11 protein-coding genes are annotated in these 12,975 nt (G+C 45.7%); 3 read left to right on the top strand and 8 right to left on the bottom strand.

Annotated features, from left to right (window positions below; all coding sequences use genetic code 11):
- Positions 1-4 precede the first annotated feature (4 nt).
- The 7 genes from I6E26_RS03005 to I6E26_RS02975 all read right to left on the bottom strand — a co-directional run bounded on the left by I6E26_RS03005 (position 5) and on the right by I6E26_RS02975 (position 7,953).
- On the bottom strand, positions 5-844 hold the full coding sequence (locus I6E26_RS03005) for a sulfide/dihydroorotate dehydrogenase-like FAD/NAD-binding protein (RefSeq protein ID WP_235320356.1): 840 nt from the start codon (positions 842-844) through the stop codon (positions 5-7).
- Positions 845-931: 87 nt separating this feature from the next.
- A complete protein-coding gene (locus I6E26_RS03000; protein WP_235320355.1) occupies positions 932-1,675 on the bottom strand; it encodes a methylenetetrahydrofolate reductase in 744 nt (247 codons plus the stop codon).
- Between the two features lie 96 nt (positions 1,676-1,771).
- Positions 1,772-3,439, bottom strand: coding sequence for a formate--tetrahydrofolate ligase (locus tag I6E26_RS02995; protein ID WP_235320354.1), 1,668 nt, complete (start codon positions 3,437-3,439; stop codon positions 1,772-1,774).
- Between the two features lie 108 nt (positions 3,440-3,547).
- Positions 3,548-4,411: a bifunctional methylenetetrahydrofolate dehydrogenase/methenyltetrahydrofolate cyclohydrolase FolD gene (gene folD, locus I6E26_RS02990; RefSeq protein ID WP_235320353.1), complete on the bottom strand. Its 864-nt coding sequence runs from the start codon at positions 4,409-4,411 to the stop codon at positions 3,548-3,550.
- A 69-nt stretch (positions 4,412-4,480) separates the two neighbouring features.
- On the bottom strand, positions 4,481-5,371 hold the full coding sequence (locus tag I6E26_RS02985) for a 4-hydroxybenzoate octaprenyltransferase (protein ID WP_235320352.1): 891 nt from the start codon (positions 5,369-5,371) through the stop codon (positions 4,481-4,483).
- A complete protein-coding gene (locus tag I6E26_RS02980) occupies positions 5,364-6,824 on the bottom strand; it encodes a menaquinone biosynthesis decarboxylase (RefSeq protein ID WP_235320351.1) in 1,461 nt (486 codons plus the stop codon). Before I6E26_RS02980 ends, I6E26_RS02985 begins: the two co-directional genes overlap by 8 nt.
- A gap of 157 nt (positions 6,825-6,981) precedes the next feature.
- Positions 6,982-7,953 carry a polyprenyl synthetase family protein gene (locus I6E26_RS02975; protein ID WP_419179902.1) on the bottom strand — a complete coding sequence of 324 codons (972 nt, stop codon included), beginning with the start codon at positions 7,951-7,953 and terminating at the stop codon, positions 6,982-6,984.
- 329 nt (positions 7,954-8,282) lie between these two features.
- Between I6E26_RS02975 and I6E26_RS02970 the strand changes: the two genes are divergently transcribed.
- The 3 genes from I6E26_RS02970 (at position 8,283) to I6E26_RS02960 (ending at position 11,719) form a co-directional block, all read left to right on the top strand.
- The gene (locus I6E26_RS02970) at positions 8,283-10,109 is read left to right on the top strand and encodes a methyl-accepting chemotaxis protein (protein WP_235320350.1); all 1,827 of its coding nucleotides are present in this window, start codon (positions 8,283-8,285) and stop codon (positions 10,107-10,109) included.
- Between the two features lie 57 nt (positions 10,110-10,166).
- Entirely contained in the window at positions 10,167-11,153 is a 987-nt protein-coding gene (locus I6E26_RS02965; RefSeq protein ID WP_235320349.1) for a site-specific integrase, read from the top strand.
- 74 nt (positions 11,154-11,227) lie between these two features.
- A complete protein-coding gene (locus I6E26_RS02960; RefSeq protein ID WP_235320348.1) occupies positions 11,228-11,719 on the top strand; it encodes a hypothetical protein in 492 nt (163 codons plus the stop codon).
- A 107-nt stretch (positions 11,720-11,826) separates the two neighbouring features.
- Here the strand turns inward: I6E26_RS02960 and fba are convergent, their stop codons facing one another.
- Positions 11,827-12,795, bottom strand: coding sequence for a class II fructose-1,6-bisphosphate aldolase (gene fba, locus I6E26_RS02955; protein WP_235320347.1), 969 nt, complete (start codon positions 12,793-12,795; stop codon positions 11,827-11,829).
- Positions 12,796-12,975 lie beyond the last annotated feature (180 nt).

Below are 12,975 nucleotides of genomic sequence, written 5' to 3'. Positions count from 1 at the left end.
TTCATTACCTCCCCAGTCCGATATTGCAAACATGATCCTTGGCCTGTGCTTCCTGTGGACGGAACATCCGGCTGCGGGACATAAGGCTGTCAAAATCTACCAAATGGCCATCAAACTCTGGACCATCTACACAAGCAAATTTCATTTCATCCCCTACCTGCACACGGCAGCCGCCGCACATACCAGTACCATCAACCATAACCGGGTTCAGGGAAACAATCGTCTTGATACCCAAAGGACGGGTAGCCTCTACCACACTGCGCATCATAACGCCAGGGCCGATAGCAGTAACCTGATCAATCTTTTCCCCTCTATCCACCAGCTGCTGGAGAGCAGTGGTAACAAAGCCCTTGACACCATAGGAACCATCATCGGTGGCAATCAAAACCTCATCAGAAATAGCCCGCATTTTGTCCTCAAAAATCAGGATATCCTTGGTTTTGGCACCCATAATAGAAATAACCTTGTTGCCTGCCTCATGCATGGCTCTAGCAATAGGATAAACCGGAGCAACACCAATACCGCCGCCAATGCAGACAATGGTGCCCATATTCTCGTGAATCTCAGATGGCTGTCCCAGAGGGCCAGCAAAATCCACAATAGAATCCCCTTCATTCTTGGCAGCCAACATCTTAGTAGAAGCGCCTACTACCTGGAAAATCAAGGTGATAGTGCCTGCTTCACGGTCAAAATCCGCAATAGTCAGTGGGATTCTTTCCCCATCCTCATCAACTCTGAGGACAATAAACTGTCCTGCCTGAGCCTTCTTGGCCACTCTTGGTGCCTCAATGTCATAATGAAAAATACCAGGAGAAAGCTCCTGCTTCTTCAAAATCTTGAACATCTTTCAACTCTCCTTTATAATAGCTAAAGCCTCTGAGGAATTTTTCCAAAACATACACAACATATCCCCAAAAGGCAGAAAAAACTTTTAGCCCAAAATTCCTTCCAGATAGGCTTCGAGGTTGCCACGAATAGGCATCAAATATAGATTATCTCCATGCTGCTTGGCAAAATCCCGTACCTTACAGCCAAATTCAATGCTCCATTCAATGGTAGGCTGGAAATCTTTTGGAAAAATAACATTGTTCTTCATTTCCCAATAGCTTTGAGAACGCTCGGAGGTCACTGGCGTAATCCCCCAGTAAACATTCTGTCCCTCCAGCATATCAGCATACATTTCCAAAAGACGCATATCAAAAAATGGCTGGGTAAAGAAACCTACAGCACCTGCCTGCAGCTTTCTATGAATACGATACAGCTCCTGACGCATACTGCCACGATATTGGTCAATACCGGCATAAACCTTTACCTCAGGCATTTCCTGATGGAATTTTTGTATAACATCAGTGGTAATAGTAGGATAAACCTTATGTGTCATATCCTGGGGCGGATCTCCCTCAATAACCAGCACCTCTGTAATACCGCTTTGCCGCAGCTCCGGCCGCATAGCTAAAGGTTCCGCCAGATTAACATCAATAGCCCTGATATGAGGCATAACAGCTGGATAATAATCCTGGGCAATGGCTGCCCCCTGCCAGCTTCTGGTTTCCAAACGCAGCAAATCGGGAATATTAATCAAATCAACACCCTTGATTTTTTCCTTAACCAATTCCAAATTGCTACGCAGTTCTTCTGGTGTACGTGGCACCAGCTCCAAAGAAATTCTTCCCACTATATCACTTCCATTATACATTTAATATCAATAAGAGTCAGAGCAAGCACCTGTGCAAACATCAGCCTAGGCACCTGCTCTACCTCTCCACATACATTAGAACAAGCCGGTAATCTTTCCGTTTACATCAATATCCATATTCTCGGCTGCTGGCTTCTTTGGCAGACCTGGCATGGTGAGAATATTGCCAGTAAGAGCTACAATAAAGCCGGCACCAGCAGAAATCCGCAGCTCCTTAACAGTAATGCGGAAACCCTCTGGGCGTCCCAGCTTGGTGGCATCGTCAGACAAGGAATACTGTGTCTTGGCCATGCAAATAGGCATCTTGTCCAGTCCCAAAGCCTCAATCTCTGCCAGCTGCTTCTTGGCTGGAGCAGTAAAGTCTACTCCATCAGCACCGTAGATAGCCTTGGCAATGGCCTCAATCTTCTCAGGAATGCTCTGTTCCACCTCATACATATAGTGGAAATCAGCAGGCTGCTTCATAGCCTCCAATACCTTTTCTGCCAGCTCCACGCCGCCTTCGCCACCATTGGCCCATACCTGGGACAGGGCTACAGATGCACCCAAAGCGTTGCACTTCTCCTCTACGAAATCCAATTCTTCCTTGGTATCGGTAGGGAAAGCATTAATAGCCACTACAGCAGGCAGGCCAAATTTGTGTACATTCTCAATGTGCTTGGTCAGATTAGCCAACCCCTTCTCCAGAGCTGCCATATCCACCTTGCCCAGCTCAGTCTTTGGTACACCACCGTGCATCTTCAAAGCTCTAACAGTAGCTACAATAACTACTGCATCTGGATGAATGCCAGCGAAACGGCACTTAATATCCAGGAACTTCTCTGCGCCGAGGTCAGCACCAAAACCGGCCTCAGTAATAGCTATATCAGCAAACTTCAAAGCAAATTTGGTAGCCATAACAGAGTTGCAGCCATGAGCAATATTAGCAAATGGGCCGCCATGAATCAAGGCAGGAGTTCCCTCCAAGGTCTGTACCAGATTTGGCTTGATAGCATCCTTAAACAGAAGAGTCAGAGCACCAGTTACATTCAGCTCCTCAGCTCTAATAGCACGGCCATCACGGCTGTAAGCTACTACGATTTTTCCCAGACGCTTCTTCATATCCTCCAGGTCGCTGGCCAAGCAAAGAATAGCCATCATTTCAGAGGCTACAGTGATATCGAAGCCAGTCTCTCTTGGGACACCATGAGCCTTGCCGCCAAGACCAATTACCACATTGCGGAGAGCTCTGTCGTTCAAATCCAGAACCCGCTTCCAAGCCACACGGCGTACATCAATATCCAGCGCATTGCCCTGCTGGATATGGTTATCTATAACTGCTGCCAACAGATTGTGGGCTGTTGTAATAGCATGAAAATCACCAGTAAAATGCAAGTTAATATCTTCCATAGGAACTACCTGGGCATAGCCGCCGCCAGCAGCGCCACCCTTCAGACCAAAGCATGGCCCCAGAGATGGCTCACGGAGAGCTACAGCAACCTTATGTCCCAGCTTGTGGAAAGCATCAGCCAAGCCTACACTGGTAGTGGTTTTACCCTCACCAGCAGGTGTAGGATTAATGGCAGTAACCAGAACCAGCTTGCCGTCTGGACCATTCTTTACCTTGTTCCAAGCATCCAAGGAAATCTTTGCCTTGTACTTGCCGTACAATTCAATATCATCCTCTGTCAGACCAAGCTTAGCAGCAATTTCCCTAATATGCTGCATCTGGGCTTCCTGCGCAATTTCTACGTCTGTTTTCATTCAACAACAACCTCCCTATATACTACAAGAAATATATGTTTCCAGTGTAGCTTCCCGCCCCCAGGACAGGTAATCTCACCGGCAAAACCCTAGCTTAGATATTGAACCTTAGCCCTCCAGCTGTAAGCGGGCTGCCTCTACAGTATTCTGCATCAACATGGCAATGGTCAGCAATCCCACGCCTCCAGGTACAGGAGTAATGGCTCCTGCCACTTCCTTCACGGCTTCAAAATCCACATCCCCCACCAGCTTCTTAGGAGCAATGCGGTTAATACCTACATCAATAACAGCAGCTCCCGGCTTAACCATATCTGCGGTAACAAAGCCAGCCTTGCCTACAGCTGCTACCAGAATATCTGCCTGACGGGTAATCTCCGCTAAATTTTTGGTTCTGGAATGGCAGATGGTAACAGTAGCATTTTTTCCCAGCAATAAGTGAAACATAGGCTTGCCCACAATATTGCTGCGGCCAATAATCACAGCATTAGCTCCCTCTACAGGAATCTCTGCCAGCTCCAGCATACGGAGACAGCCATGAGGGGTACAAGGCACCAGTGCCTTTTGGCCAGTTACCAGACGGCCTACATTAACTGGATGGAAGCCATCCACATCCTTCAATGGATTAATAGCCTCCAGCACCTCAGATTCATATGGCTGCAATTCCTTTGGCAAAGGCAACTGTACCAGGATGCCATGAATCTTTTCGTCATTATTCAAACGCTGAATTTCCGCCAAAAGCTCTTCTCTAGTAGTGGTAGCAGGCAGCTCCACCCCCTCGGAATAAAAGCCCAGCTCAGTGCAAGCCTTGTGCTTATTGCGAACATACACCTGAGAAGCTGGATTTTCCCCAACTATAATTACAGCCAGACCAGGGGTAATGCCATATTTAGCCTTTAGCTCCTGAGCCTTTTTGCCTGCCTCTTCCTTTAACTTAGCGGCAAATACCTTGCCCTCCAACAATCTTGCTGTCATAACTATCGCTTCCTTCCACCATGCAGTTCTGGCAGAGCCAACTGCCTATTATGACTGACAACTGTCAGCCTATTTTACTTCCCATAGCACACTCATTAATGTACACAGGAATATTGCCACAGAAACAATACCATTTCTCAAATAATAACGCCGATTAAAGGCCTTGAAGCCCTGTCTGGCAATAATTTGATGCTGAAAATACAGCACCCCTCCAGCAATGCCGACACCTATATAATACATATAGCCCAAAGACAATAACTGGCCTAGATAAAAGAAAATACACAAGGTAATCACATGGGTGATTTTGGCCAGCAACAGGGCATTTTTTACTCCCAGAGCTACGGCCATAGAATGCAGCCCATGAGCCTTGTCAAACTCCTCATCCTGAGCGCCATATACTACATCAAAACCGCCAATCCACAAGGCAACTGCCAGGAATAATACCACCATAGGATAATCAATGGTGCCTGTTACAGCCACCCAGCCTCCTGCCGGAGCCATAGCCACCGCAATACCGCAGATATAATGGCAGAAGCAGGTATATCGCTTCATAAAGGGATAAATCACAAAGGGCAGAGCCGCTATAGGCAGCAGCTTAATGCAGATAGGATTCAGCTGTAATACAGAAAATACCAGCACAGCTGCGCAAATGCCAATCAACACATGAACACTATGCCGGCTGACTGTACCTGCCACCATTGGTCTTTGCTGACATCTTGGCTGATCCACATCGTATTTCAAATCAATCATATTGTCCAAGGCCAGAGCTGCACTACGGGCAGAAACAATGGTCATGGTTACCCACAGCATGGTCCACCAATCCACTTTACCTTTAGAGGCCAGCAATACCGCCATATAGGCAAATGGCAGGGAAAATATGGTCTGATAAAAGGCTATATTGTCCAAATGAGCATTCAGTCTTTGCCACAGACTAGCCTTTCCTTCTCTATGCTTAGTCAAGTCCCAAGGCCTCCCACTTTGCATCTACCATATCCTTGATAGATTTGTCCATAGTAATCTCGTCTGGCCATTCTCTGGTATGACCTTCCTCTGGCCAGGTCTTGGTGGCATCAATACCAACCTTGGTGCCCCACTTGGCCATTGGAGAGGAGTGATCCAGCACATCCAGCGGCCCCTCTACCATCATCAAATCCCGCTTGGCATCAATATTGTTAAATACCCGCCACCATACTTCCTTTTCATCCTGTACGTTAACATGGGCATCTACCACAATAATCATCTTTATAAACATCATCTGGCCCATACCCCACAGGGCTGTCATAACCTTTTTCGCCTGCATTGGATAGGTTTTCTTGATGGATACGAAGATGCAATCATGGAATACACCCTCCAAAGGCATATTAATATCCACCACCTCTGGAATAGCCTGCTGCAACAAAGGCAGGAATAACCGCTCTGTAGCCTTGGCTATGAAACAATCCTCCATAGGGGGCTTGCCTACAATGGTAGAAGCATAGATTGGATTCTTGCGATGAGTAATACAGGTAATATGGAAAACTGGATAATAATCCGCCAAGGAGTAATAGCCGGTATGGTCACCAAACGGCCCCTCCCAACGGCGTTCATCCACATCTACATAACCCTCCAGAATAATCTCTGCTCCAGCAGGTACCTCCACATCTACAGTTTTGCATTTTACCATTTCCACGGATTTATGCCGCAGGAAGCCAGCAAAAACCATTTCATCAATATCCCTTGGCAGTGGTGCTGTAGCCGCATAGGTTACTACTGGATCTGTACCAATAGCTACAGCTACCTCCATTCTCTGGCCTCCCATAGCCTTGGTATCACGACAATTATCTGCACCATTCTTGTGAATATGCCAATGCATACCAGTGGTACAGCTATCATATTTCTGCAAACGATACATACCTACATTCCGCTTGCCGGTTTTAGGGTTCTTGGTAAAAACCAAAGGCAAAGTAATAAAGGAACCTCCATCCTGGGGCCAGCATTTCAAAATAGGGAACTTATCCAGGGATGGATTATCTGTTATAACAACCTCCTGGCAAGGTGCTTTTTTCACATATTTAGGGAAATTAATGGCTTTTTTGGCCATAGGGATAATAGAAAGCAAATCTGTCTTGTGAGACAGGGAAATATAAGGCAGCTTTAGAATTTCCCGCATTTCATCTGCCACATCATCCAGCTTCTCCACTCCAAAGGCAATAGCCATGCGCTCCATACTGCCAAAGGCATTCATCAGCACTGGCATATCATAGCCCTTAACATTCTCAAATAATAGGGCTACATTCTTGTTACCCTCCATCTTGGACACTCTGTCCGTAATCTCTGTAATCTCCAGCTGGCAATCCACCTCAGTGGTAATTCGCTTCAAAAGTCCCCTGCTTTCCAGCTCAGCTATATATTCTCGCAAATCCTTAAAGGCCATAAATACCCTGTCCTCCCTGTGTTTTTTGTCAGAAAGGCACCTGCCCACAAAAAGCAGATGCCTTTACGTTATACTGTCAGATTTTGAGTCATGACAAATGCTTCTATCCTTCAACGCCATTGTTCTCAATCTGTCTATATCCTATTCTAGTGCAGGCTCAATATTTTCTGCCGCCTACAAAGCTTACCACCATGCGATAGGAATCTCGTATCTCTTCCGGCATCTCCTGTGGCAGTACATCCACAGCCGCCTGCAGGAACTCCTCCACCTTCTGCTTGGAAAATTCAATACCATCAGAAGCCCTTACTATCTCCAAGGCTCTCTGCAACATGGCATCAGTCATATTCTTGTCTGTAACAATAGCATGAAGCTCATCCCTATCAGAGCTTACCTCCAAAGCACGAATTGCCGGCAGGGTAACAATTCCCTGACGAATATCATTGCCTGCTGGCTTGCCCAAGGTAACATCATCACTGGTAAGATCCAGCAAATCATCCGTAAGCTGGAAAGCCATGCCTACATTGTAGCCAAAATCGTATAATGCCTGAATATACTCCTCAGAAAGACCGGCCACATCGCCCCCAAGCTGACAGGAAATAGCAATAAAATTGGCGGTTTTCTTGGCGATACGCTCATAATACTCCTGTACATCACAGGATGCCTTATAGATTTCCTTGTTCTGAATCAACTCGCCAGAGCTAAGATCACATATAAGTCGAGCCAGCTGCCTATCAACTCGCTTGCTATAGTTATTTTCAGCTACCAACGCAAAAGCCTTGGCAAAGAGATAATCTCCTGCCAGAATAGAAATCTGGTTGCCCCACTTAGCATTGGCAGTAACAGCTCCCCGGCGGGTATCTGCACTGTCAATAACATCGTCATGAACCAAGGATGCCATATGCATCATTTCCAAAGCCACAGCCAAAGGCATGGCCTTCTGCAAATCAAAGTCCTGCCCACAGCGGGCAGCCAGAAAATAAATCGCTGGGCGCAATCTCTTACCACCAGAAGCCACCAAATGGGAACCAATCTCTGTAATAATCTTCTCTGGTGCTGTAGCAGCCTGCTGTAATGCCAGCTCTAGCTGAGACAAATCATTTTTAATCAAATCAAACATCTTGTTTGCCAAAATAAATCACCTGCATTTAATTTCTCGTGTTTACCCCATGCTAACGGGTGCTAAGGCTCCCTCCCCTTAGGAGGGAGTTAAGCACCCGTAAGGCTCTGGATTTATTCGACTAAATTCATTGGGAGTCTAAAGCTCCCACTGAATAAGTCTCATTTTATAAAACACGACACAATAATGTTACTACATATCCTGCATTTTCGCAAATTATTCTTCTACTCTATAAATTTTGTTTAATTTCAGCAAATTATATCTACAAATTTAACAAAATATGTTACACTGTAAGAAGATATCTGTATATGTTACCAAATGTATAACAAGGGGATGGAAATATGTTAAAGGGACTTTTTGCAAATCTAAATCTTGCCCAAAAGCTGTCCATAAGCTTTTTGACTCTGGCGCTCATACCTATTGTCATTGTTACGGCTATTGCCTCCTACAATATGTACAATGAACGTATGGCAACAGTAAATCAGCACAATCTTTATGTGGCTCGGATGAAATCTGACAACATAAATAATATTCTCATGAATCAGATACAGCTCATGGAGGCTTTATCTGCCTCTTTAGAAGCCAAAAGCATGAATCCAGCTCAGATGATACCGCTCTTGCAAAATGGCGTAAGGCACTCTCCTTTGATTGGCAATATGTTTATCTGTGATTTAACAGGCCAGCAGGTGGCTAGAGATTCTGGCAATTATGTCAACGTAGCAGATAGAGATTATGTTCGAGCTGTAATGCAAGAGGGCAAGGCTTATGCCTTCAGCGATGCTGTTATATCCAAAGCTACCAACAGGGTAATGATTATTGCTGCCGTGCCTATCAAGGACGAAGCCGGCAATGTTGTCGGTGCTATGGCCTCCACCTTTAATATGGATACCCTCCAAAAGCTTTTGTTGGAAGACACTAATAATCTAACCGATAGACAGGAGATTGTTTTCCTCACCGATTCCAAAGGTAATGTTATGATACATCCAGAGGAAAAATTTATGCAGACTCTTACCAATTGGAGCAGTATGGAGCCTGTAAAGGCTGCTGCCTCTGGCAAAACCGAAGTGTGTCAATATGTAAATGGTGATAATGTAGACTCCCTGGCAGCCAGTGCCTCTGTAGGAAATCTGGGCTGGGGTATCGTGGTGGAAAACTCCCGCAGTGATGTTATGAGTGTTATCTATAATGCTATAACAACAATTGCTATCATTATGATAGTCCTGCTGGCCTTGGTAGTGGTTTTTGCCCGGATACTGGCTAATTCCTTTGCTACTCCGATGAAAGAGTTGGCAGAGAAATCTGAGCTGATGGCCAATGGAGATTTGACTGTCCGTCTCAACGTAGAATCCAATGACGAAATCGGTCATGCCGCCAATGCCTTTAACAAAATGTCCTGCCAGATGAATGAGGTTATGAGCAAGATTTCCATTGCCTCCCAGCAGGTAGCCAGCGGTTCCAAAAACATCGCTGATGCTGGCAATATGCTGGCCAAGGGTGCTTCCTCTCAGGCCTCCTCTGTGGAGGAGCTGTCTGCCTCTATTTCCGAAATTAACGAGCAGACCAAGAACAACGCTGGCAATGCCGAAGAAGCCAATAACCTGGCCAGCGATACCCATACCAAGGCCAATATAGGCAATCAGCGCATGGAGGAAATGCTACAGGCTATGGTGGATATTAATGAATCCTCCAACAATATTGCCAAGATTATCAAAGTAATTGATGAAATTGCTTTCCAGACCAATATTCTGGCTCTTAACGCTGCTGTAGAGGCCGCTAGAGCCGGTCAGCACGGCAAGGGCTTTGCTGTAGTGGCTGAGGAGGTGCGGAATCTGGCTGCCCGCAGTGCAGAGGCTGCCAAATCTACCACAGAGATTATTCAGCATTCCATTGACAAGGTAAATGCCGGTACTGAGCTGGCCAAAGGTACAGCTCAGGCTCTCCACAGCATTAAGGAAAGCATAGATCAGGTAACGGTGCTGGTGGCAGATATTGCCCAGGCCTCTCAGAAGCAAAGCTCTGCCCTGCAAATGCTGAATCAGGGGGTATTGCAGGTATCCAATGTGGTACAGACCAATTCCTCCACAGCAGAGGAATCCGCTTCCGCCTCTGTAGAGCTTAACGCCCAGGCAGAATTGCTGCAGGAGGCTGTAAGCAAATTCAAAATCTAAAGAAAAATATTTCCAGCTGTCCATTCTGAGACATAGGAAAAATTCGAGGTAAATTTCATGAATGTACGAGATGATTTTTTGCTATACAATAACAAGGAAATAAATAAAAATGTACTGCTCTCTGCCAAAAGCAAACGGCGTATGCGCAAATCCAAAAGTGATAATACCTTGAAATCCTATGCGGCAGACTGGAATGATTTTACGGATTGGTGCGAAGCCAACAAGCTTTGCCCTCTTCCCTGCAAGCCAGAGGATATTGTCAACTACATTAATGATTTGGCAGATAACGCCAAGGCTAATACCGTTTCCCGCCGGGTAACAGCTATTTCCGAGAATCATATTGCTGGAGGCTATCAGGAAAACAATCCTGCCAAGCATGTAATGGTACACAATGCCATGCAGGCCATTCGCCGAGAAAAGGGCACCTTTCAGCATGGCAAGGCTCCTATTCTCATGGAAACCCTGCCCCTGCTGGCAGATATGCTGTCAGGCAGTGATTTGGTTACTCTGCGGGACAAGGCATTGCTTTTTCTAGGCTTTGCCGGCGCCTTCCGCCGTTCCGAGCTGGTGGCGGTGCAAATAGAGGATTTGACCTTTACCACTCAGGGAATGGTTGTCTTTATTCCTCAATCCAAAGGCGATCAGCTGGGAGCTGGCTCAGAGATTGCCATTCCCTATGCCCCCCAGAAAGAAATATGTGCTGTTCGAGCAGTAAGAAACTGGATGGAGGCAGCAGGCATTACCTCCGGCCCCCTCTTCCGAGGTTTTAAGCGAAATCTACAGCCTAGGGACACTCAATTAAACGATAAGGCAGTGGCAGAAATTGTCAAGAAATACATGGCCAGATTAGGACTGGATCCCTCTGATTTTGCTGGCCACAGCCTTCGTCGTGGCTTTGCCACTAGTGCAGCCCAGCATGATTTGAATACTTTGGAAATCATGCGGCAAACCAGACATAAATCTGAAAAGATGGTTCATCGCTATATAGAGCAGGGCAATCTTTTCAAGGAAAATGCTTTGGACAAAATGTTTAATAAAAAATAAAAAGCAGAGGTTATCCCCTATGAATTTAGTGAGATAACCTCTACTTGTATCTTTACCCTGAAAGGAACGATAGCGTGAAACACAAAATATTCTTTCTTCTTGGCACTTTATTAATACTGCTAGGGGGCTTTGGCTATGGTTATACCTATATGCTGGATCACCGCAGTGCTGACAGCCTATCTGCCTACTGTGATATTGATTTTCGAGCAGATACTGATGAGCATGGCAAAATATCCACAGCCAATCTAACCTTGCAGGATTACCGCTTTGCAGGCAACCAGCTAAAGCCTGTAATTCTACTGGTTTGCGATAATGATATGTACGACATTAAGGCTTCTGTACGACAGACACCTCCTAGCTACTCTATTGCCTTCTACAATGACAAAACCACCTTCAAGAACACCAACAAGCTCTTTGCGGAATTTCCTACGGAAACATTTGAGGCTATCCGCCAAGCTCAGGTGGTAAGAGTCAGATTTACCTATGACAATGGAGACGCTGTAGAGCTGCCCCTGAATGAGCATGATCTGGAATATTGGAAGGATCAGCTAAAGGATAAAAAGTAAAAATTTTGAATTTCTCCATGTTAGAAAATCCAGATTTATTTTACAACGCAAAAGGCTGCAGGACCGAAATCCTGCAGCCTTTTTTCGTTTATACTGCTATGCCAATATTAGTAAGCACCGTCGCAGCCCAGAACGTTCTTAATCTTGTGCTCAACCAAAGCCTTGATGTTATCGCGAGCAGGAGCCAGATACTGACGTGGGTCGAAATGCTCAGGATGCTGAGTGAAGTGCTGACGGATACCAGCAGTGAGAGCCAGACGCAGATCGGAGTCAACATTAATCTTGCAAACTGCGCTGCGAGCTGCCTTGCGGAGCTGATCCTCTGGAATACCAATAGCATCAGCCAGGTTGCCGCCATTCTCATTGATAATCTTTACATACTCTGGAACTACAGAGGATGCACCGTGGAGAACGATTGGGAAGTTAGGCAGCTTCTTGGTAATCTCCTCCAGAATATCGAAACGGAGCTCAGGTGGTACCAGAACGCCCTCTGCATTGCGGGTGCACTGTGCAGGAGTGAACTTGAAAGCGCCGTGGCTGGTGCCGATAGCAATAGCCAGGGAATCAACGCCAGTACGCTCAACGAATTCCTCTACCTCATCAGGGCTGGTGTAAGCAGCATCATGTGCCTCTACCTGTACATCATCCTCAATGCCGGCAAGCTTGCCCAGCTCGCCCTCTACTACTACGCCACGCTCATGAGCGTACTCTACTACCTTCTTGGTAACCTCAATGTTCTCCTCGAAGGAACGAGCAGAGCCATCGATCATAACGGAAGTGAAACCACCGTCGATGCAGGACTTACAAGTTTCGAAATCTGCACCATGATCCAGATGGAGAGCTACTGGCAGGTCAGGATGAACCTCCAAAGCAGCCTTTACCAGATGTACCAGATACTGATGGTTTGCATACTTGCGAGCACCAGCAGAGCACTGGAGGATTACAGGTGCATGAAGCTCAGCAGCAGCATCAGTGATACCCTGTACAATCTCCATGTTGTTTACGTTGAATGCACCGATAGCGTAACCGCCCTCGTATGCTTTTTTAAACATTTCTTTAGTTCCTACTAATGGCATATAAAAACCCCCTATCAAAATTATGTACTCATTATAGCACAGTTTTTTTTAAAAAAACAGTGTTTAAAAAGATATTTTTTATTATCTGTATCAAATTTTGATGAAATTTTGTTAAGTTTGTGAATGTTAAAATGAACAATCTTTCAATGGTAAAAATTTAAATGGACAAATGACCTTTTA

Source organism: Anaerovibrio lipolyticus, assembly GCF_021531495.1.
In the GTDB taxonomy this organism is placed as follows: Bacteria; Bacillota; Negativicutes; order Selenomonadales; family Selenomonadaceae; genus Anaerovibrio.
The sequence above is the reverse complement of the archived record's forward strand: the minus strand, read 5'-3'. Positions and strand labels throughout refer to the sequence as shown.